An 18,452-nucleotide genomic window follows, 5' to 3' on the forward strand; every position below is an offset into this window, starting at 1 on the left:
CCGCACGATCGTCAGTCAGACAGCGCCATTTGCGCCCGGGCAGCGCAACCATGACGCAGATTTCCGCGACGATGGCGTCATCGTCAGGATCAGGCGGCGCGCACGGAGATGTCGAAGCCAACATCGCCTCACCTCTCCCCGAACAGGCCGCCTATCCTTCGCCCCTGATGGGCTGGCTGACCGTGGCGATCCTGTTCCTGCTGTACATATTATCACTGACCGACCGAAACATCATGGCCCTCATGGTCGGGCCGATCAAAAAGGATCTGGGCCTGTCGGACCTCCAGATCAGCCTGTTGCAAGGACCGGCCTTCGCCATTCTCTTCTGCCTGTGCGCGATTCCGCTGGGCATGGCGCTGGACCGCTTCAGCCGCCGAGTCGTCCTTTATCTGTCGGTGACGGTGTGGAGCATCGCGGCGGCGAGTTGCGGCCTTGCCGGCAGCTTCGCGGCGCTCGCCATGGCACGAGCAGGCGTCGGCGCGGGCGAGTCGGGCTTCGGCACCGGCAGCTATTCGGTGGTCGGGGACAGCTTCCCGCCGCACAAGGTTTCGCTCGCCATGTCCGTCTTCATCATGGGCGGGGTGATGGGCGCGGGCATCGTGTTCCTGTTCGGCGGCCCGATCGTCGCCGCCGCGATGAAGGCCGGCCCCGCCGTCTGGCCGGTCTTCGGGTTGCTGCAACCCTGGCAACAGGTGTTCATCATGACCGGCGCGCCCGGTATAGCGCTCGCCTTCCTGGTCTTCGCCTTTCGCGAACCACCCCGGCGCAGGGCGATCAGCGCGGGCGCGGGCTATGGCGAGGCATGGGCTTTCATGCGCGAATATAAGCCGCTCTATCTGGCGACCTTTGTCGGCTTCGGCCTGGCCTATGCCGCCACCATCGGTTTCCAGCTGTGGACGCCGGTGTATCTTGCGCGGGTTCATGGCTGGGAACCGGGACGCATCGGGCCGGTCATCGGCCTCGCCCAGATCGGGGCGGCGGCGATGATCCCTCTGCATGGCTGGACAGTCGACCGGCTCTATCGCCGGGGAAAGCGCGACGCCCATCTGTTCTGGTGCCTGCTGACGGTGCTGGCCTCGGCGCCCTTCGGCATCGCCGCCTTTCTGGTCAGCAGCCCCTGGACGACCGTCGCCTGCTACTGGTGCTTCATGGCGCTGATCCTCTCCACCTCCAGCATGGGGCCTGCCACGGTGCAGGTGGTGACGCCGCAATATCTGCGCGGGCGCGTGTCGGCGCTCTATGTGCTGGCGTCCGGCCTGATCGCCATGGCGGGCGGGCCTGCCTTCATCGGCCTTGTCACCGACAAGCTGCTGGGCGACGAGATGAAGGTCGGCCTGTCGCTCGTCATCAGCGTGTTCTGCGTGCTGCTGCCCGCCGCGCTTCTTTTCGCCTTCGGTCGCGCCTCGATGCGGCGCGCCCATGAAGCCATTGCTTGAGGATGATCCGATGATCGAGACACGCCGCCCCGCCTTCATCGACGGCAAGCCCAAAAAGCTGCTGATCGACGGCAAGCCTGTCGACGCCCTGTCCGGCGAGACGTTCCAGAGTTTCAGCCCATCGACCGGCGAACTGGTGGCCGAACTGGCGCTGGCGGGCGCGGAAGATGTGGACCGCGCCGTCCGCGCCGCCCGCGCCGCCTTTGAAGGGCCATGGAGCCGCTTCAAACCGGCCGAACGTCAGGCAGTCCTGCTGAAGCTGGCCGATCTGGTGGATGCGGAGTTCGACGATCTCGCCTTGCTCGACTGCATCGAAATGGGCCGCCCGATCACGGCCGCTCGTGGATTGCGGGGCATGCTGCAACGTTCGCTGCGCCATTTTGCGGGCGCTGCAACAGCGATCCATGGGGAGACGCTGTCCAACAGCTTCCCGGTGGACCTGCTGTCCTACACGCTGCGCGAGCCGGTGGGCGTGGTGGGTGCGATCATCCCATGGAACGGCCCGCTGTTCAGCGCGGCGTGGAAGGTCGGGCCTGTACTCGCGACCGGCTGCACCATCGTCCTGAAACCCGCAGAAGATGCATCGCTCAGCCCGCTCCGCTTCGGGGAACTGTGCCTGGAGGCGGGTGTGCCGCCGGGCGTCGTCAATGTCGTGACCGGCGCGGGCGAAACCGGAGGCGCCCTGTCCGCGCATCCCGATGTGGACAAGATCGCCTTCACCGGCTCCTGCGAGACCGGCCAGAGGATCATCGCCGCTTCCGCCGGGACTGTGAAGAAGGTGACGATGGAACTGGGCGGCAAGTCGCCCAACATCATCTTCGCCGATGCCGATCTCGACATGGCTACGCCAGCAGCGGCGATGGGGGTATTCAACAATTCGGGTCAGGTCTGTGCGGCCGGCACGCGACTGTTCGTGGAACGTCCTGTCTATGAGGAGATGGTCCAGCGCATCGCCGCCTTCGCGAGGGCCCTGAAGATCGGCCCCAGCCTCGACGCCGACACCCAGATCGGTCCGCTGGTGTCGGCCAGGCAATATGCCCGCGTCTCCTCCTATCTCGAACTGGGGCCGACGGAAGGCGCGCGGCTCGTGACGGGCGGCGGGCGCGTGACGGGCGGCGCCTTCGACAAGGGCCATTGGGTCGCGCCCACCATCTTTGCCGATGTGAAGGATGAGATGCGGATCGCGCGGGAGGAGATTTTCGGCCCCGTCTCCTGCATCATGCCGTTCGACGATTTCGACGAGGTGATCGCTCGCGCCAATGCGACGCGCTTCGGCCTGGCGGGCGGCGTGTGGACGAAGGACATCGGCAAGGCCATGGCGGCGGTGAAGCGCATCCGGGCGGGGTCGATCTGGGTCAACCATTATTTCGCGATGGACCCGTCCGTCCCCTTTGGCGGCTACAAGATGAGCGGTTTCGGACGGGAGGGCGGCGCGGAACATATCGACGCCTATTTGCAGACCAAGGGCGTGTGGATCAGGACATAAGCTGGAGCCCCTTTCTGCTCCCGCGAAGGCATTAGAGCGAGATGGGGGGGGCTCGCGGCAGCCCATTCCCGCCGCCGGAACCGCCTCCTGCCTCAGCAGGAGCACCCCCTTCCCTGCCTCGTGTTCACTTGCCGATTTCCAGCGCCCTTTCCGGGCAGGATTTCGCACCCTTCCAGGCAAGCTTCTCATCCGCCTCCGCCACGTCGATGTCGCCGGGCTTGATATAGCCCTCATCGTCCAGCTCGAAGATATTCGGCGCCATGGCCCAGCAACGCGCATGGCCCTGGCATTTGTCATTGTGCACGATGATTTTCATGGAAAGTCCCTCCTCAGGACCAGTCGAGGACCAGATTTTCGATGCCGAACACATGCCCGCCGAAAGTGACCGGCGCCGTGCCTTGCTTGATGCGGAAGGGCGGAATGCGCTTCAGCCATTCCTCCAGCCCGACCACGATCTCCCGCCGGGCGAGATGCGATCCCAGGCAGCGGTGCGGGCCATAGGCGAAGGCGGTATGGCGATTATCCTCCCGCGCAAGGTCGATCCTTTCGGGATGCGGGAATTCCAGCGGGTCGCGATTGGCGATCATCGTCGCGCAGGACACATAGTCGCCCCGGCGGATCGGCGCGCCTTCGAAATCGATGTCCCGGGTCGCCACGCGGATCATCTGCACGGTGGGATAGGCGCGCAGCAGTTCCTCCGCCGCCAGCACGATCCGGGACGGATCGCTGCGCAGCAATTGCTGGTCGTCCATATGCCGCGCCAGATAGTTGAGGTCGAAGCCTATGGCGGCCGCCACCGTATCCAGCCCTGCGATGAACAGCAGCACGCCGGTACCGCGAATTTCCATGTCGGTCAGCGGCCGGTCATCGATCTTCGACTGCACCAGGAAGGACATGAAGTCATCGACCGGCTGCCTGCGCCGTTCGGCGGACAATTCGTCGATGAAGCCGATGATGGTCCGCGCGGCGGCGGGACGCTGGACATTGTCGCCATGCAGCAGTTCGTTCGCCCAGCGGACGAATTCATCCAGCCGGTCGTCGGACAGCCCAAGGAAGCGCAGAAAGATGTTCACCGCGAAGGGAAAGGCGAAATCCTCCATGACATGGCAACTGGTGCCCGCCGCCGCGATCCTGTCGATCAGGAAGATCGCCCGTTCTCGCACGGCGCTTTCCAGCGCCATCACCCGCTTGGGCGAGAGCAGCGGATTGAGCAGCGAGCGGAACTTGCCATGGTCCGGGGGGTCCAGTTCCAGCGGGATCATCGGCCAGCTTTCCCCCAGGGCGGAGGCGAAGATGCTGCGATGGCTGGAGAAGGTTTCCGGGTCCTGCAACACCTTCCGCTGGTCCTGCGCGCGGGTGATGACCCATGTGCCGCGCCCGTCGCGGGTGTTGACCGGCGAATAGAAGATGCGCGGACCCTGATGCACGACGGCGGCGGCCGCCTGCGGATCGCCATTGGGCGTGGGCTGCATGCCGGGCGAGGAAAACAGGCTGAAATCGCTGACCATATCGGGCGGAACATGCGCCGGAATGGGTCGGGCCGCGAAGGTCTCCATATGCGCGCTCTCCTATGTACGAGCCGCCCGCCGCCGAATCGCAAGGCTGCGGCTGATCTTATTAATTTTGCATTTGAGTATAGTTTATGACCTGTGGCAAAGCTGTCAACCATCACGGTCATGATCGATGAAGATGCGACTAATTTTACCCACCTGTGCAATTTATGCCTAGCCAGCGGTGCAGAATTGGCATAAGGATTCGGTCATGGAGGCGGGATGCTCCATCGGAAGGCCGCGTGGCTTTTGCGGGAAACAGGGACAGGGTGCATGGCCGAGTGGGATGGAATGGAAGCGCAGTCGTTCCGGCAGGAAGCGCGCGCATGGCTGCGGGCGAATTTCCCGCCCTCGCTGACCAATGCTCCATCCATTCACTTCGTCAGCGACCGGCATGCGGCGGAATCCAATGCCGACTGGTGCCTGTGGCGCGAACGCATGGCGGAAAAGCGGTGGGGCGTGCCCACCTGGGAACCGCGCTATGGCGGCGCCGGCCTTAGCGAGGCGCAGGCCAAGATCATCGGGCAGGAACTGGCTGCGATCGGCGGTTTCAATCCGATCCGCAGCTACGGCACGATGATGCTGGGCCCGACGCTGCTGGAATATGGCAGCGAGGAACAGAAGCTGGAGCATCTGCCCTTCATCGCCACCAATGAACGCCGCTGGTGCCAGGGTTTTTCGGAGCCGGGCGCGGGGTCCGACCTTGCCTCGCTCCAGACGAAATGCATCGACATGGGCGATCATTGGCTGGTCAGCGGGCAGAAGATCTGGACGTCCGGCGCCGATCAGGCCGACTGGTGCTTCGCCCTTGTGCGCACCGACACCAGCCGGAAGCAGGGCGGCATCAGCTTCCTGCTGATCGACATGAAGTCCGAGGGGATCGAAACCCGCCCTATCGTCCTCATCAGCGGATCGACCCATTTCTGCGAAGTCTTCTTTAACGATGTGAAAGTGCCCAAGGGCAATCTGGTTGGCGAAGTCAATCAGGGCTGGGCCATCGCCAAGCGCCTGCTCCAGTTCGAACGCAACAGCCTGTCGGATGTGAAGGCGGAGATTACGCCGCTGGCACCGCTGGCTCATGAATATTGCGGCACGGACAGCATGGGACGGATCGACAATCCCGACCTCAGGGTGCGCATGGTCCGCAACGCCATGCGGCACGAAGCCTATCTGGCGACGGTTGCGCGCCTGACGCGGGAGGCGAAAAGCGGCGGCCCCAGCAATGGGGTGTCGGCCCTCAAGAATCTCTGGTCCGGGATCATCCAGGAAAGGGCCGAACTGCTGGTCGAGCTGATGGGCGCGAACGGACTCGGCTGGTCGGACGAACATTACACCGACGCGGAACGGGAAGCGACGCGGGCCTGGCTGCATAGCAAGGCCTTCTCGATCTACGGCGGCAGTTATGAAGTCCAGAACAACATCACGGCGAAGCGCACGCTGGATCTGCCGGCCTGACAAAAGAGACGAATAAGGATGGGATCGGGAGGATGCTGAACGAAGAACAGCAGATGCTGAGGGACATGGCGGCGGAATGGGTGCGTGATCGCCTGCCCGTGACGGCGCTGCGGTCGCTCTATGGCCATGATGGTGGCGGCCGGCCGGATGCGGAGGGTTTCGATCCGGCGGCCTGGACGGAAATGGCCCAGATGGGCTGGACGGGCATTTTGGTGCCGGAGGCGCAGGGCGGCTCCGATTTCGGCTGTCGCAGCATGGGACTGGTGCTGGAGGAACTGGGTCGGACATTAGGCGCTTCGCCGCTGCTGAGTTCGGCGCTGGTGGCGGCATCGGCGCTGCGGCTGGGCGGGACGGAGGCGCAACAGGCGCGCTGGCTGCCGGGCATTGCCGACGGATCGGCCATAGGCACGCTCGCGGCGGAGGAAGGGTCGCAACATGAGCGCGAGAAGATCGCGCTGGCCGCCATGGCGGTGGGCGACGGGTGGGTGCTGAACGGCATCAAGCGGCCCGTGCAGGATGGCATGGCGGCGACCTTCGCCATCGTCGCGGCGCGCACCCATGGCCTCCCCGGCGACAGGGACGGGATCACCCTGTTCCTGGTGGAAAGCGATACGCCCGGCCTCTCGCGGGAAGCGCTGGACCAGATCGATGCGCGGCGGCCCGCTCTCTTCAGCTTCGACAATGTGACGGTGAGCGCTGACGCCGTATTGGGCGAAGTGGGCAAGGGCATCGACCTGCTCGACAGCTTGTTCGACCGGGCGGCCATCGGCCTGGCGGCGGAAATGCTGGGCAATGCATCCCAGGCCTTCGACACCACGCTCGATTATCTCAAGACCCGGGTGCAGTTCGGCGCAATCATCGGCTCCTTCCAGGCCTTGCAGCATCGCGCGGCGGAGATGTTCGGGGAATTGCAGCTCGCCCGCTCGGCTGTGGAGGCGGCGCTGGACGCCATGGACGCGAACGATCCCGCCCTCCCCGCCCTCGCCTCCCTGGCCAAGGCGACCGTTGGGGAAACGCTGCACGGTATTTCATCCCAGATGGTCCAGCTTCACGGCGGCATCGGCATGACCCATGAGCATGATGCGGGACTTTATCTGAAGCGGGCGCGGGTGGCGGCGCAATGCTATGGCTCGACCGCCTGGCATCGCGAGCGCTGGGCGCGGCTCAACGGCTATTGAGGCGACCGGCATGCAATCGCGTGAAATCCACCTGAAGCGCCGCCCGATCGGCACGCCGGTCGCGGAAGACTTCGCCATGGTCACGGTCGACGCACCGCCGCCCGGTCCGGGCGAAGTGCAGGTCCGCAACCTGTGGATGGCGGTCGATCCCGCCATGCGCGGGCGGATGAGCGACGCCAAGAGCTATGTCCCGCCCTTCGCGCTCGATGCGCCGATGGAGGGGCCGGCGATCGGAGAGGTCATCGCTTCCAATGATCCGGCCTTCGCGCCGGGCGATCTCGTCTTCTCCCGCCTTGGATGGCGGGAGGTTTTCAACGCCCCTGCCAGTGCGCTTCAGCAGCGGGACAGGAGCGCCCTCCCCACCCAGGCCTGGCTCTGTTTCGCCGGGATGCCGGGCCTGACGGCCTATGCCGGGCTGATGCGGATCGCACGGCTGCGACCTGACGAGGTCGTATTCGTCTCGGCAGCGTCCGGTGCGGTCGGGTCGATAGCCTGCCAGATCGCCCGCAACATCGGATGCAAGGTAATCGGATCGGCGGGCGGCCCGGAAAAGACCGCCTTCCTGCGCGATGTGCTGAAGGTCGACGCCGCCATCGATTACAAGGCGGAGCCGAACCTCACCAAAGCGCTCGCCCGTGAGGTCAAGGCGATCGGCGCGACGGGCATCGACGTTTATTTCGAAAATGTCGGCGGCGATCATTTGCAGGCCGCGCTGTCGCTGGCCCATAATTTCGCCCGTTTCGCGGTGTGCGGGATGATCTCCCAATATAACGTCACCGATGCGCCGGTCGTACCGCGCAACCTTACCATGATCATGACCAAGCGCATCCGCATGGAAGGCTTCATCGCACTCGACCATATGGACCTTGAGAGCGAGATGGTGGAGCGGATGACGGCCTGGAACGCCGCGGGGCAAATGGCTTCGGCGGAAACGGTCTATGAAGGGATCGACAAGGCGCTGGATGCCTTTTGGGGTCTGTTCACCGGCGCGAATATCGGTCGGACCCTTGTCGGATTCCTGGGGTGAAACTGCATGTATGATTTGCTGAAAGGCCTGCGCGTCGTCGAAGGCGCCGCCTTCATAGCCGGGCCATCCTGTGGCCTGCACCTCGCTCAGATGGGCGCGGAAGTGATCCGCTTCGACGCCATCGGCGGCGGTCCGGACTACCGCCGCTGGCCGGTCGCGCCCAGTGGCGACAGCCTCTATTGGGAGGGGTTGAACAAGGGCAAGAAATCCATCGCCATCGACCTTGGCCGTCCCGAAGGCCGCGAACTGGCCGTGGCGCTGGCGACGGCGCCGGGCGACAATGCCGGGCTGTTCCTCACCAACTATCCGGTAAAGGGTTTCCTCAGCCACGAAGCGCTGGCGGCGAGGCGCGCCGACATCATCACCGTCCGGGTGATGGGCTGGGCTGACGGATCGCCAGCGGTCGACTATACGATCAACGCGGCGGTCGGCGTGCCGCAGATGACGGGGCCGGCCGATGACGAACGGCCCGTCAACCATGTGCTGCCGGCGTGGGATTTGCTGGGCGGAGCCTATGCCGCCTTCGCGCTGACGTCGGCCCTCCTCCGCCGTAGGACCAGCGGCCAGGGCGCGGAAATCCGCATTCCCCTGTCCGATCTGGCGGCGTCCAGCCTGTCGCATCTGGGTTCGGTGGCGGAAGTGCTGTCCGCCGGAGACCGCCCCCGCATGGGCAATGACCTGTTCGGCGCCTTCGGACGCGATTTCGTCACGGCTGACGGCAAGCGGCTGATCGTCGTCGCCATCACGCCGCGCCAGTGGAGCGGCCTGCTCAAGACGCTGGACCTCAGCGATGCGGTGGGCGCCATCGAAACGGAACTTGGGACCAGCTTCGCCAGGGATGAAGGCGCCCGCTTCACCCACCGCACCCGCCTCTTCCCGCTGTTCGAGGCTGCCTTCGCAAGCCGCACGGCCGAAGCGCTGAAACCCGCCTTCGACGCGGGCGGCGTCACCTGGGGCGAATATCAGACGCTGCATCGGGCGGTGACGACCGACGCGCGCCTGTTCACCGCCAATCCGCTGTTCGAGACGCTGACCCATCCGAGCGGCCTCAGCTATCCGACATCCGGTCCGGCCGGCACGCTGGCCAACGAAGCCCGCGGTCCTGTCGCCATCGCGCCGAAGCTGGGGCAACATACCGACGAAGTGCTCGCCACCGTACTGGGCCTGGACAGCGGCGCGATCGGACGGCTGCATGATGAAGGGCTGGTGGAATGACCGTGACCGAAGCCGAAATCGCCCATTGGCGCAGCTGGATCGGCAAGACAGAGAGCCGCACTGAAATTCTGGATGGTCAGGCGCTCACCCGCTTTGCCGCCGCCATAGGCGAACCGCTGAACGTCGGGGAAATCCAGCCGTCCCTCGCCCATTGGGCCTTCTTCCTGCCCATCGCCGCAGCGGACCGGATCGGTCTTGATGGCCACCCCAGACGTGGAGGCTTCCTGCCCCCGGTCAGCCTGCCCCGGCGCATGTTCGCGGCATCGGACATGGCATTCGGTCCATCTCTGCTGCTCGACAGGGAAGCGACGCGCATCTCCACCGTGCGCGATGTCGCGCATAAATCGGGACGCAGCGGCGAGCTGATCCTGCTGACCGTGGACCATCGCATCGTCCAGGGGGGCGATGAATGCGTGCGCGAGACCCAGACCATCGTCTATCGCGATGCAGGCGGCGCGACTCCCGCCATCGTTCCGGCCCCATTCCCCCCGGAGGAGAAGGACGCTGTCTGGACGCCGTCCACGGTCGATCTGTTCCGTTTTTCCGCCGTGACATTCAACAGCCATCGCATCCATTACGACCTGCCCTATGCTTGCGCGGACGAAGGTTATCCGGGGCTGGTGATCCACGGTCCCTTCACCGCCGCCAAGCTGTTCGGCCAAGCCCGCAACGGAGGGCGCAAGCCCAGCCGCTTCTCCTTCCGCGCCGTCGCCCCGGTCTTTTGCGGCCAGAGCGTGCTGCTGCGCGAGGATGAGGGCGGTCGCTTCCGCGCCATTCGCTGTGACGGCATGGACGCCATGGTGGCGGACGTCGCTTACTGAAGTTCTGAGAGAGGAGTTTTTCGAGATGGACGCCGAGACGTTCGACCTGTTCCGCACCACCGTCCAGCGCTTCGTCGCGGAAAAGCTGATCCCCGCCGAAGATGCGGTCGAGGAGGCCGACGCCGTCCCCGAAAGCATCATCCAGCAGATGCGCGACATGGGCCTGTTCGGCCTTTCCGTGCCGGAGGAATTTGGCGGCCTTGGCTGCACCATGGCGGAGGAAGCGGCGATCATCCGGGAGATCACCCGCGCCTCGATCGTGTTCCGCTCGGTCATCGGCACCACGGTTGGCATCGGCAGCCAGGGCATCGTCATGGACGGCACCGAGGAGCAGAAGCGCGAATGGCTGCCCAAATTCGCGACCGGCGAAGCCATCGCCAGCTTCGGCCTGACAGAGCCGGAGGCGGGTTCCGACGCGGGTTCGCTGCGCACGGTCGCGATCAGGGACGGCGACAATTACCGCATCAGCGGCACCAAGCGCTACATCACCAATGCCCCCCGCGCGAGCGTCTTCACGCTGATGGCGCGCACGGAGCCCGATGTGAAGGGCGCGGCGGGCATCTCCGCCTTCATCCTGCCCGCCAGCACGCCCGGCATCAGCTTCGGCAAGCCCGACAAGAAGATGGGGCAGAAGGGGTCGATCACCACGGACGTCATCCTGGACGATGTGGTCGTGCCAGCGAGCGCCATCATCGGCGGCGTGCCCGGGCGCGGCTTCAAGACCGCGATGAAGGTGCTGGATCGCGGACGCATCCACATCGCGGCCGTCTCGCTCGGCATGTGCCAGCGGCTGATCGACATGGCTCTCTCCTACGCGCTGGAGCGCAAGCAGTTCGGCCAGCGCATCGCCGACTTCCAGCTTGTCCAGGGCATGCTGGCCGACATGAAGGTCGACATGCTGACCACCGAAGCGCTGATGCAGTCGGTCGCGGCGAAGTTCGACGCGGGCGAGCCCGTCAGCCTGGAATGCGCCGCGCTCAAATATCATGCATCTGAAGCTGTGGGCCGGATCGCGGACCGCGCCGTGCAAATCTATGGCGGCGCCGGCTATATGGCCGAATATAAGGTGGAGCGCTTCTATCGCGATGTCCGTCTGCTGCGCATCTATGAGGGCACCAGCCAGATCCAGCAGACCATCATCGCCAGGCAGATGATCCGCCAGGCCGAATCCGCCCGCTGATTTTTCATCCGAAGGACTTATCCCCATGCGCAGAGCCGCCATCGTCGCCCCCATCCGCACCGCCGTCGGCAAATATGGCGGGTCGCTCAAGTCGATGACGGCGGGCGATCTGGGCGCCATCATCATCAAGGCGCTGGTGGATCGCACCAGGATCGACCCCGAGCGGATCGACGACGTGGTGTTCAGCCAGGGCTATGGCAATGGCGAGGCGCCCTGCATCGGCCGCTGGTCGGCGCTGGCGGCGGGGCTGCCCGAATCCATTCCCGGCGTGCAGCTCGACCGGCGCTGCGGCTCCGGACTTCAGGCGGTGATCGACGCCGCCATGCGTATCCAGACCGGCGCCGCGGACATGGTGATCGCGGGCGGCGTGGAAAGCATGTCGAACGTCGAATATTATTCGATCGATCATCGCTGGGGCGCCCGGTCCGGCTCGACCCAGTTCCACGACCGCCTGACGCGGGGCCGGGTGATGTCCCAGCCGATCGAACGCTATGGCATCATCAGCGGCATGATCGAGACGGCGAACAATCTCGCCAGGGATTATGACATATCGCGGGAAGCCTGCGACGAATATGCCGCGATGAGCCACCAGCGCGCCGCCGCCGCATGGCAAGCAGGCAAGTTCGACGACGAACTGGTTCCCGTCCCAGTGCCGCAGCGCAAGGGCGAGCCCCTGATGTTCGTGAAGGATGAGGGCATCCGCGCCGACGCCACGCCGGAATCGCTGGCCCTGCTGAAGCCCATCGAGAAGGACGGTGTCGTCACCGCCGGCAATGCCAGCCAGCAGAATGACGCAGCGGCGGCCTGCCTCGTGGTGGCGGAAGGCAAGCTCAGCGAACTTGGCCTGGAGCCCATGGGCTATCTGCATAGCTGGTCGGCGGCGGGCTGCGACCCCTCGCGCATGGGCATCGGGCCGGTTCCGGCGGTCGAACGGCTGTTCGCACGCACCGGCCTCGGGTGGAAAGACATCGATCTGGTCGAACTCAACGAAGCCTTTGCGCCGCAGGTGCTCGCCTGCCTCAAGGGCTGGAACTGGGACGACCGGGACAAGCTGAACGTCAATGGCTCGGGCATTTCGCTGGGCCATCCCATCGGGGCTACGGGCGGACGGATTCTCGCCAATCTGCTGCGCGAATTGCAGCGACGCGATGGACGCTATGGACTGGAGACGATGTGCATCGGCGGCGGCCAGGGTCTGGCCGCCATATTCGAGCGAGCCTGACAAAGGAGCATGGCCGCCCAAGGGGGAGCGTCAATGTCCGCTCCCCATCCGAAGCACCTATGGGACGCGGCTCAAATTCCGCCGGCCACCACCGGCCAGCCGCCCTGCTCCAACCCGGCGCTCAAGTCCGCCACGCACCGATCCAGCCCTTCCGCGTCGACTGAGCGGATCACGAAATTAGCGCCCGTCCTCCCCTCGCGGAAGAAGGGATAGCTGCCGATCTGGCAACCCTCATGCGCCCGTTCCGTCGCGCCGAGAAGGTCCGCGATCTCGCTTTCCGCCACCCAGCAACCGATGGTGGCGGACAGCACCGGCAGGCCCCCCTCCAGCTTCCCCGTCAGGCTATCCAGCATCCCGGCGGTGATGTGCGGCACCCCGGCCATGATGAAGATATTGCCATGCCGAATGCCCGGAGCGCCCGACATGCGATTTTCGATCAGGCTTGATCCGGCAGGTGCGCGGGCCATGCGCAGACGCGCCTCGGTCAAGCCTCCGCGCGTTTCATAATAGGCCGACAGCATCGCCTGCGCCTCGGGGTGGATTTCAACGTCGACGCCCAGCGCCGCGGCAATGGCGTCCACGGTAATATCGTCGTGGGTCGGCCCGATGCCGCCGGTTGTGAACAGATAATCGTTGCGCGCACGAAGCGCATTCACCGCTTCCACGATTGCGTCGCTGTCATCGGCGACCACCCGCACTTCGCGCAGGCGGATGCCCTGCACATTCAGCCATGTCGCAATCTGCGACACATTCTTGTCCTGGGTCCTGCCCGAGAGAATCTCGTCGCCGATCACGATCAGCGCTGCGGTCCATATGCGGGTCGGGTCGGCCATAGGCTGGCCATAGCTTCTGCCGCGCGCCCTGCCTAGCCGCCCTCTCGCATTATGCGGCATCCCCGCCTATAATCACGTCCATGACCGAATATATGACGATGACGGCGGACGCGCCGATTTCTCGCTCGACCGCGATCAAGCTCTATGACGCGGCCGGTTTCGAAGGCATGCGCAAGGCCGGGCGGCTGGCCGCGGAGATACTGGACGCGCTGGTGCCCCACGTCGTGCCTGGCGTCACGACCGGAGAGCTGGACGACATCGTCCGCCGCATGACGCTGGACGGCGGCGGCGTACCCGCGACTTTGGGCTATCGCGGCTATACCCATAGCTGTTGCATCTCGCTCAACAATGTCATCTGCCACGGCATTCCCGGCGATCAGAAGCTGAAGGAAGGCGACATATTGAATATCGATGTGACGCCGCTGGTCGATGGCTGGCACGGCGACAGCAGCCGCATGTATATTTGCGGCGAAGCCCCGATCAAGGCGCGGCGCCTGGTCGAAGTCACCTATGAATGCCTGATGCTGGGCATTGAGCAGGCTAAGCCCGGCAATATGCTGGGCGACATCGGCCATGCCATCCAGCGTCATGCGGAAAAACACCGCTATGGCGTCGTGCGCGATTTCTGCGGCCACGGCCTGGGCCGCGTGTTCCATGACAGCCCGGAGGTGGTCCATGTCGGCCGCCCTGGCACCGGCCCGGAACTCAAGCCCGGCATGTTCTTCACCATCGAACCGATGATCAATATCGGCAAGCCGGGCGTGAAGATGCTGGAGGATGGCTGGACGGCGGTCACGCGCGACCGTACCCTGTCCGCGCAGTTCGAACACAGCATCGGCATCACTGAAACCGGTTGCGAGATATTCACCAGGAGCCCTGCGGGTCTCGACGCGCCGCCCTATCAGCGTTGATCATATCAGCTATGCCTAAAAAATGGGCAGCACATCATGATATTGCCCGGAATCCGGGCAATATGGACAAAAGTTGCTGCATCGCAGAAAGCAGTTTCCAGCGATTCGCTATTTGGCACGGTAATTGATTAGGAAGAGAGGCGGCTCTTGCCTTCGGGGGGCATGACGGTCGTCGCTCGATCAGGACGAAGGGCGGGATCATACCCGCCATTTGGCGCGCGTTTGAGTTGGGATATCTAGAGATGAAGAAGATCGAAGCGATCATCAAACCGTTCAAGCTCGACGAAGTGAAGGAGGCCCTGCACGAAGTGGGCGTGTCGGGCATCACCGTCACAGAAGCCAAGGGTTTCGGCCGCCAGAAGGGCCATACGGAACTTTATCGCGGCGCCGAATATGTGGTGGATTTCCTGCCCAAGGTGAAGCTGGAGGTCGTGGTGGACGATTCGCTCGCCGAACGGGTGGTGGAGGCGATCTCTGCCGCGGCGCAGACCGGCCGCATTGGCGACGGCAAGATCTTCATTTCCAATATCGAGGGTGCGGTGCGCATCCGCACCGGCGAGCGCGACAGCGACGCCATCTGATTTTCACCAAACTTCTCGCCGGCTTCAGCGGTCTGGCGGCTGACCACATCAACTTACCCCTTCGGGGGGGTATCATGAAAGAAGGGCAAGGTTCACATGGCTAACACGCCTAAAGACATCCTGAAGATGATCGAGGAAAAGGAGATCGAATGGGTCGATGTCCGTTTCACCGATCCCAAGGGCAAGTGGCAGCACCTGACCATGGTGTCTTCGGTGCTGGGCGAGGATGAACTGACCCAGGGCCTGATGTTCGACGGTTCGTCGATCGAAGGCTGGAAGGCGATCAACGAATCGGACATGATCCTGAAGCCCGACCTGGACGCCGTCTATGTCGATCCGTTCAGCGCCACGCCGATGCTCATCATCTTCTGCGACATCGTGGAACCCGACACCGGCGAACTCTACAGCCGCGACCCGCGTTCGACCGCGAAGCGCGCCGAAGCCTTCGTCAAATCGGCCGGTTTCGGCGACACCGTCTATGTGGGCCCGGAAGCCGAATTCTTCATGTTCGACGATGTCCGCTTCAACTCGGACTATAATGAATCCTTCTTCAAGATCGACGATGTCGAGCTGCCGACGAACACCGGCAAGGAATATGAAGGCGGCAACCTTGCCCACCGTCCGCGCGCCAAGGGCGGCTATTTCCCCGTCGCGCCGGTCGATCCCTGCACCGACATCCGCGCCGAGATGGTGTCGACCATGCTGGAAATGGGCCTGCCCTGCGACAAGCACCACCATGAAGTGGCCGCTGCCCAGCACGAACTCGGCCTGACCTTCGGCACGCTGGTCCAGACCGCCGACCGCATGCAGATTTACAAATATGTCGTGCAGATGGTCGCCCAGGCCTATGGCAAGACGGCGACCTTCATGCCGAAGCCGATCGCGCAGGACAACGGTTCCGGCATGCACACCCACATGTCGATCTGGGAAGGCGGCAAGCCGCTCTTCGCGGGCGAAGGCTATGCCGGCCTCAGCGAAACCTGCCTCTACTTCATCGGCGGCGTCATCAAGCACGCCAAGGCCCTGAATGCCTTCACCAACCCGACCACCAACAGCTACAAGCGCCTGGTGCCGGGCTTCGAAGCCCCGGTTCTGCTGGCCTATTCGGCCCGCAACCGCTCGGCCTCCTGCCGTATTCCCTACGGCGCGGGCGCCAAGGCGAAGCGCGTCGAATTCCGCTTCCCCGACGCGATGGCCAACCCCTATCTGTGCTATTCGGCGCTGCTGATGGCCGGCCTTGACGGCATCGAGAACAAGATTCATCCCGGCGCCGCGATGGACAAGAACCTGTACGACCTGCCGCCGGAAGAACTGAGCCAGGTGCCGACCGTTTGCGGTTCGCTGCGTGAAGCGCTGAACTCGCTGGCCGCCGACTACGACTTCCTGCTGAAGGGCGACGTGTTCACTAAGGACCAGATCGAGGCCTATCTCGAACTGAAGTGGCCCGAAGTGTACCGCTGGGAAATGGCTCCCTCGCCGGTGGAATTCGACATGTACTACAGCGCCTGATCCATTCGGGACTGTTGAAAAAGGGGCTCGGTCGCACAGGCGACCGGGCCCTTTTCATTTGGGATGTGGGAATGGACGGAAGCAGAACGCGATTATCCGACCCAACCGGGCCATGCTCCTCCGAAGGCCGACGCACAGATCAAACGATGTTTAAGCGCCGGACAGGGCCCTCATGAGCCACTTGCCTCATTCCGCTGCCTTTGCAGAAGCATGATGCGCTTGATGGCGACAATTGGCGAATTCAGCTTCAGCCCAGATCCGCCCATTGCCCGCCTGCCGCAAAACTCCGACAATCGTTCCCATGTCGATCATCGAATCGCTGGGCCTGTCCCATCCCATCATCCAGGCGCCGATGGCCGGTGTCTCGACGCCCGCCATGGCGGCAGCCGTCTCCAATGCAGGAGCGCTTGGCTCCATTGCCGTGGGCGCCACCGACGCGGCGGGTGCCCGCGCCATGATAGAAGCCCTCCGCGCCCAGACCAGCCGTCCCTTCAACGTCAACCTTTTCACCCATCGGCCCGCGCGCAGCGACCCCGTCCGGGAAGCGGCCTGGCTCGCTGCACTGACGCCACTGTTCCAGGCCTATGATGCCCAGCCTCCGACCGGCCTCCGCGAAATCTACCGCAGCTTCGTGGAGGACGACGCGATGCTCGCCACCTTGGTCGAACTTGCGCCGCCGGTCGTCAGCTTCCATTTCGGATTGCCCGATCCAACCAGCATCGCAGCGCTCAAGCGAGCCGGATGCCTTCTCCTCGCAACCGCCACCAGTCCGGCCGAAGCGCGGGCTGCGCGGGAAGCGGGCATCGACGCCATAGTCGCACAGGGATATGAGGCAGGAGGCCATCGAGGCGCCTTCGATCCCGAAGCGCCTGACGACCAGCTTGGCACCTTCGCCCTCACCCGCCTGCTTGCAGCCCAATGCGACCTGCCCGTGATCGCAGCGGGCGGCATCATGGACGGGCAAGGCATTCGTGCCGCGCTCGCCCTCGGCGCGGTCGCGGCACAACTGGGCACAGCCTTCATCGCCTGCACGGAAAGCAGCGCCGACGCAGCCTATCGCGCCGCCCTCACGAGCCCCGCTGCCCATCACACCGCGATGACCCGCGCCATTTCAGGTCGTCCGGCCCGCTGCCTTGCCAATCGCTTCACCGCCTGGGGCGCCGAGGCAGCATTGCAGCCGCCCGCCTACCCCATCGCCTATGATGCGGGCAAAGCGCTGAACGCCGCGGCAAAAGCCAAGGGCGAAGGCGGCTTCGGCGCGCAATGGGCCGGCCAGGGTGCACCGCTGGCTCGCGCCCTGCCCGTCGCCGAGCTGATCAGCCTTCTGGCGAGGGAAATGCAGGAAAGCGCTTAGCGCGCGTCGGGAATGGACGCCCCGAACAGCAAGATCGGCTCGCCAGCAGGCGACAGCGCAATCTCCCCGCCGACGCTCGTCACCAGGGTGCGCACCATCCACGCCGCCGACGTGCGCGAAGCCAGCCCCTCCGGCGGCAAAGTCCCCGCCAGCGCGGCGCGCAGGTCGGGATCAAGCACCAGTTTCGGCCCTTCCGCCCGCACGACGATCTCCGTCACGCCCGGCCGCTTTTCCGCCCCGATGTCGAGCTGGCCGCCCCGCACGAGCGCATCGCCCGCGATCAGCGCCAGGTTCAGCAACACCTTCACCGGCAGCTTTTCCAGCATGTCGTCCTCGACCAGCCAGCCGATCTTCACCCGGCCCGAAGCCGCGAACATACCCTCGATCGCGACCCGCGCCTCATGCGTCGGCACGGCATCGCCAAAGCCGCCCGCCGAACCGAAGGCCAGGCGGAAGAATTTCAGCTTGTTCGCAGAGGTCTTCGCGCTGTCCGCCAGCAGGTCCAGGCAACGCTGGCGCATTTCCGGGTCCGTTTCGTCCGCCATCAGCTCGAGCCCGTTGTTGAGCGCGCCGACCGGACTCAAAAGGTCATGACAAAGGCGCGAGCAGAGCAGGCTGGCAAAATCGATGCTGTCGATCGGATTGGTCATGAAGGTTCGCTGCCGCCGGAGAAATGAACAGGAAGGAATGAACG

At 64.5% G+C, this 18,452-nt stretch carries 17 protein-coding genes; 13 read left to right on the forward strand and 4 right to left on the reverse strand.

Going from position 1 to position 18,452, the window contains the following annotated elements:
• Window positions 1-50: 50 nt before the first annotated feature.
• Both A8G00_RS13145 and A8G00_RS13150 read left to right on the forward strand, forming a co-directional pair.
• Window positions 51-1,436, forward strand: coding sequence for an MFS transporter (locus A8G00_RS13145; protein ID WP_253257993.1), 1,386 nt, complete (start codon window positions 51-53; stop codon window positions 1,434-1,436).
• Between the two features lie 10 nt (window positions 1,437-1,446).
• Window positions 1,447-2,922, forward strand: a complete 1,476-nt coding sequence (locus A8G00_RS13150) for an aldehyde dehydrogenase (protein ID WP_103000880.1) — start codon at window positions 1,447-1,449, stop codon at window positions 2,920-2,922.
• Between the two features lie 124 nt (window positions 2,923-3,046).
• On the opposite strand, the gene A8G00_RS13155 is transcribed toward A8G00_RS13150, so the two are convergent.
• Both A8G00_RS13155 and A8G00_RS13160 read right to left on the reverse strand, forming a co-directional pair.
• Entirely contained in the window at window positions 3,047-3,238 is a 192-nt protein-coding gene (locus A8G00_RS13155) for a ferredoxin (RefSeq protein WP_025548817.1), read from the reverse strand.
• Between the two features lie 13 nt (window positions 3,239-3,251).
• Window positions 3,252-4,478 carry a cytochrome P450 gene (locus A8G00_RS13160; RefSeq protein WP_103000881.1) on the reverse strand — a complete coding sequence of 409 codons (1,227 nt, stop codon included), beginning with the start codon at window positions 4,476-4,478 and terminating at the stop codon, window positions 3,252-3,254.
• A 267-nt stretch (window positions 4,479-4,745) separates the two neighbouring features.
• Here A8G00_RS13160 and A8G00_RS13165 point away from each other — a divergent pair, with 267 nt between their 5' ends.
• Genes A8G00_RS13165 through A8G00_RS13195 form a run of 7 tightly spaced genes read left to right on the forward strand, consistent with a single transcriptional unit; the run spans window position 4,746 to window position 12,570 of the window.
• A complete protein-coding gene (locus A8G00_RS13165; protein WP_103000882.1) occupies window positions 4,746-5,927 on the forward strand; it encodes an acyl-CoA dehydrogenase family protein in 1,182 nt (393 codons plus the stop codon).
• A 32-nt stretch (window positions 5,928-5,959) separates the two neighbouring features.
• Entirely contained in the window at window positions 5,960-7,105 is a 1,146-nt protein-coding gene (locus A8G00_RS13170) for an acyl-CoA dehydrogenase family protein (protein WP_103000883.1), read from the forward strand.
• A gap of 10 nt (window positions 7,106-7,115) precedes the next feature.
• A complete protein-coding gene (locus A8G00_RS13175) occupies window positions 7,116-8,132 on the forward strand; it encodes an NADP-dependent oxidoreductase (protein ID WP_103000884.1) in 1,017 nt (338 codons plus the stop codon).
• Between the two features lie 6 nt (window positions 8,133-8,138).
• Window positions 8,139-9,347: a CoA transferase gene (locus A8G00_RS13180; protein ID WP_103000885.1), complete on the forward strand. Its 1,209-nt coding sequence runs from the start codon at window positions 8,139-8,141 to the stop codon at window positions 9,345-9,347.
• Complete coding sequence (locus A8G00_RS13185; protein WP_103000886.1) at window positions 9,344-10,168, forward strand: hypothetical protein; 825 nt, start codon at window positions 9,344-9,346, stop codon at window positions 10,166-10,168. The genes A8G00_RS13180 and A8G00_RS13185 overlap by 4 nt, the downstream gene beginning before the upstream one ends.
• Before the next feature lie 25 nt (window positions 10,169-10,193).
• Complete coding sequence (locus A8G00_RS13190; protein ID WP_048575728.1) at window positions 10,194-11,348, forward strand: acyl-CoA dehydrogenase family protein; 1,155 nt, start codon at window positions 10,194-10,196, stop codon at window positions 11,346-11,348.
• 25 nt (window positions 11,349-11,373) lie between these two features.
• Window positions 11,374-12,570 carry an acetyl-CoA C-acetyltransferase gene (locus tag A8G00_RS13195; protein ID WP_048575727.1) on the forward strand — a complete coding sequence of 399 codons (1,197 nt, stop codon included), beginning with the start codon at window positions 11,374-11,376 and terminating at the stop codon, window positions 12,568-12,570.
• Window positions 12,571-12,641: 71 nt separating this feature from the next.
• Here A8G00_RS13195 and A8G00_RS13200 read toward each other — a convergent pair whose 3' ends face one another.
• Window positions 12,642-13,403 (reverse strand): molybdopterin-binding protein, encoded by a 762-nt coding sequence (locus A8G00_RS13200; RefSeq protein WP_025548830.1) that lies wholly within the window; start codon window positions 13,401-13,403, stop codon window positions 12,642-12,644.
• Window positions 13,404-13,483: 80 nt separating this feature from the next.
• Here A8G00_RS13200 and map point away from each other — a divergent pair, with 80 nt between their 5' ends.
• The 4 genes from map (at window position 13,484) to A8G00_RS13220 (ending at window position 17,758) form a co-directional block, all read left to right on the forward strand.
• Window positions 13,484-14,314 (forward strand): type I methionyl aminopeptidase, encoded by an 831-nt coding sequence (gene map / locus A8G00_RS13205; protein WP_025548831.1) that lies wholly within the window; start codon window positions 13,484-13,486, stop codon window positions 14,312-14,314.
• A 242-nt stretch (window positions 14,315-14,556) separates the two neighbouring features.
• Window positions 14,557-14,895 (forward strand): P-II family nitrogen regulator, encoded by a 339-nt coding sequence (locus A8G00_RS13210; RefSeq protein WP_007685085.1) that lies wholly within the window; start codon window positions 14,557-14,559, stop codon window positions 14,893-14,895.
• Window positions 14,896-14,991: 96 nt separating this feature from the next.
• Window positions 14,992-16,404 (forward strand): type I glutamate--ammonia ligase, encoded by a 1,413-nt coding sequence (gene glnA, locus A8G00_RS13215; protein WP_025548834.1) that lies wholly within the window; start codon window positions 14,992-14,994, stop codon window positions 16,402-16,404.
• Window positions 16,405-16,705: 301 nt separating this feature from the next.
• Window positions 16,706-17,758 (forward strand): nitronate monooxygenase family protein, encoded by a 1,053-nt coding sequence (locus A8G00_RS13220; protein WP_103000887.1) that lies wholly within the window; start codon window positions 16,706-16,708, stop codon window positions 17,756-17,758.
• Here the strand turns inward: A8G00_RS13220 and A8G00_RS13225 are convergent.
• Window positions 17,755-18,408 carry a histidine phosphotransferase family protein gene (locus tag A8G00_RS13225; RefSeq protein ID WP_044662436.1) on the reverse strand — a complete coding sequence of 218 codons (654 nt, stop codon included), beginning with the start codon at window positions 18,406-18,408 and terminating at the stop codon, window positions 17,755-17,757. The genes A8G00_RS13220 and A8G00_RS13225 overlap by 4 nt on opposite strands.
• Between the last annotated feature and the right edge of the window lie 44 nt (window positions 18,409-18,452).

Source organism: Sphingobium sp. SA916, from assembly GCF_002894065.1.
Taxonomy (GTDB): Bacteria; Pseudomonadota; Alphaproteobacteria; order Sphingomonadales; family Sphingomonadaceae; genus Sphingobium; species Sphingobium fuliginis.